Genomic DNA, 2,948 nt, shown 5'->3' with positions numbered 1-2,948 from the left:
CTGTTGTGCTTTTCGGTAACAGTAGGTTCCGTTGACGGAATGCCGTCTGATTTCCCGACTGACGGTGGCGGGATGACAACCGATGTTCTGTGCGATTTGGTTTAGGGGTAGGTTGCGGTAATGTCTGGAAATGTAGTATCTTTGGTGTGAGGTCAGTTGTGTGTAGGCCATATTGCAATCTTTCTTGTCAGGAAAGGCAGTATACTACCGCATACTGGCCTTTTCTGTTATTGGAAATTGCACTTGTTAGGCGAATGTAAGGGCCTTCTTAATGGCGAAGAAGATTTGTATCATACAAGATAAAGCGAAGAGATATTTTGATTATTTGCTATTTATTTATCAAAAGGCCGTCTGAAAAAATGGATTTCAGACGGCCTTTTTAGATAACAGATTTAGTTGGTTTCTGCCAACAATGCTTCGCGGCTTTCCAATACTTGGTCGATTAAGCCGTATTCTTTGGCTTCATCGGCAGACATGTAATTGTCGCGGTCGGTATCGCGTTGCAAATCAGCCAAATCGCGGTCGCAATGTTTCGCCAGCAAACGGTTGAGTTTTTCTTTAATCTTAATCAGCTCTTTGGCATGGATTTCGATGTCGGATGCTTGGCCGGATAAGCCACCGTGAATCAATGGTTGGTGAATCATGATGCGGCTGTTTGGCAGGGCAAAGCGTTTGCCTTTTTCGCCGGCAGACAGCAAGAATGCGCCCATACTGGCAGCCTGACCCAAACACAAAGTCGATACGTTAGGCTTAATGAAATTCATGGTGTCGTAAATCGACATGCCTGCGGTAACCGAGCCGCCCGGGGAATTGATGTAGAAATAAATATCCTTATCCGGATTTTCGCTTTCTAAAAACAGCAATTGCGCCACCACCAGATTGGCAGATTCGTCGGTTACGGGGCCGACTAAAAATACAATGCGCTCTTTCAGCAAGCGGGAATAAATATCGAAAGCGCGTTCGCCACGGCCGCTTTGTTCGATAACGGTGGGAACGAGATAGTTTTGAATGTCTGGAGTCATGCGGACTTTTCCTGTCAGTAAGTGATACGGAAATCGGTAAATCATCTTTTCCGTATATGGTGCCAAATGGCCGGCATTTCAACGTATGGCGGTTTAACATAAAAATAATACAGCGTTGCCATCGTCCTTATGTCGGATATACAAGCGGCCGCTGTTGCCTTATTTTATTTTTATTGTAAACAACGATAATGCACTCAAGAAGCAAAAAGCACCAAAGCGCGCTTTGCGCGCCGCTTTAGTGCTTCATGATGTCATTTTTCAGACGGCAGATTAGGCTTGTGCGCCCATTACTTCGTCAAATGACAAGGTTTTTTCAGTAACTTTGGCTTTGCCCAATACGAAGTCAACCACGTTGCTTTCAACGGCCAAAGAAGTCGGGCCTTGCAAGCGGCTTTCGTCGCCGTAGTACCAGTCGATGACTTCTTGTGGATCTTCGTAGCTTTCAGCAAAGTTGGCCACAACGGCTTTGATTTGCTCTTCAGTTGGTTCCAGTTTGTTTTCTTCAACCACTTTAGCCAAAATCAAGCCCAAAGATACGCGGCGCTCGGCTTGCTCTTTGAACATGTCGATTGGCAAATCCAAGTTGGCAGCATCAGCCATGCCTTGGTTTACGAAGTTTTGTTTCATTTCGTTGGCCAAGCGGGTAGCTTCTTCGTTTACCAAAGCGTTAGGCACTTGCAATTCAGATGCTTTCAATAAAGCTTCCATTACAGAATCTTTGGTTTGGTCTTGAATGCGGCGCTCAACTTCGCGACCAACATTTTTCTTCACTTCTTCACGCATTTTAGCCACATCGCCGTCTGCAATGCCCAGGGCTTTAGCGAAATCAGCGTCCACTTCCGGCAAGGTCGGCTCAGAAACGTTGTTCAAAGTGATGGTGAACACGGCAGTTTTACCGGCCACTTCTTTGCCGTGGTATTCTTCAGGGAAGTTTACTTCAACGTCTTTGCTTTCGCCGGCTTTCATGCCCACAACGCCTGCTTCGAATTCAGGCAACATTTGACCCGCGCCCAATACGAATGCGTAGTTTTTAGAAGAACCGCCTTCAAACAATTCGCCGTCGATTTTGCCTTCAAAATCGATGATTACGCGGTCGTCGTTTTTCGCTTCGCGCTCAACGTGGTTGTAGCGGGTACGTTGTTTGCGCAGGATTTCAACTGTTTGGTCAACTTCGGCATCGCCAACGTTGGCCGTTACTTTTTCAACTTCTTGTGCAGACAAGTCGCCAATCACGACTTCAGGAAATACTTCAAAAATCGCAGCGATTTTGAAAGATTCTTGGTCGTCTTGCTCTTCCACGCCTTCAAAACGTGGGAAACCGGCTACTTTCAGGTTTTCGCTTACCGCGATGTCGTAGAATGCACGTTGAACCAATTCGTTCATCACATCGTTTTGCGCGCTTGCGCCGTACATTTGCGCAACCATTTTCAATGGGGCTTTGCCCGGACGGAAGCCGTCGATTTTTACGCGGCGTTGGGTTTGTTTCAAACGTTTGTCGGTTTCTGCGTTGATTTCAGCCCAAGGCAGAGACACAATTACTTTGCGTTCCAAGTTTTCTAAAGTTTCTACAGTTACGCTCATCGTAAGCCCTTAAATATCTTGTTGATTAATGGATGGAAACCTGTTTGCGTGATTTGCCTTCAAAGGCGGCAAAACAACAATCGGCAGCCTCAGGCGGCCATTGGTTGCAAAAGGGATAAAATTCAGCCGACTAGTATAGCACAATGTTTGAATAATAGGCGATAAGGCCGTCTGAAAATTGGTCGATTCAGACGGCCTGTGGTGTGATTTGAATCAGCAGGTAACAAAATAAACCATGATTCAGATTAGGGCGTGTCCTCAATTTAACTTAGCATGAATAATAGAGCAAGCCAAGTAAAGCATCGATTTAAAATTACGAGCTAATTTCTCATAGCGAGTAGCAAT

At 45.7% G+C, this 2,948-nt stretch carries 3 protein-coding genes and 1 pseudogene; all 4 read right to left on the bottom strand.

Features of this window, described 5'->3' with window-relative positions; genetic code table 11:
* The coding region (locus CRG49_RS14145; RefSeq protein ID WP_157807888.1) for a helix-turn-helix domain-containing protein at positions 1-171 on the bottom strand (171 nt) is incomplete at its 3' end.
* A gap of 221 nt (positions 172-392) precedes the next feature.
* Complete coding sequence (gene clpP / locus CRG49_RS12570; protein ID WP_095502198.1) at positions 393-1,022, bottom strand: ATP-dependent Clp endopeptidase proteolytic subunit ClpP; 630 nt, start codon at positions 1,020-1,022, stop codon at positions 393-395.
* Positions 1,023-1,292: 270 nt separating this feature from the next.
* On the bottom strand, positions 1,293-2,603 hold the full coding sequence (gene tig / locus CRG49_RS12565) for a trigger factor (RefSeq protein ID WP_095502197.1): 1,311 nt from the start codon (positions 2,601-2,603) through the stop codon (positions 1,293-1,295).
* 258 nt (positions 2,604-2,861) lie between these two features.
* A pseudogene (locus CRG49_RS12560) lies at positions 2,862-2,948 on the bottom strand (IS5/IS1182 family transposase); the annotation flags it as partial.

This window comes from Neisseria sp. N95_16, assembly GCF_002551535.2.
Classification (GTDB): Bacteria; Pseudomonadota; Gammaproteobacteria; order Burkholderiales; family Neisseriaceae; genus Neisseria; species Neisseria brasiliensis.
This window is presented reverse-complemented; position numbering and strand designations above follow the sequence as displayed.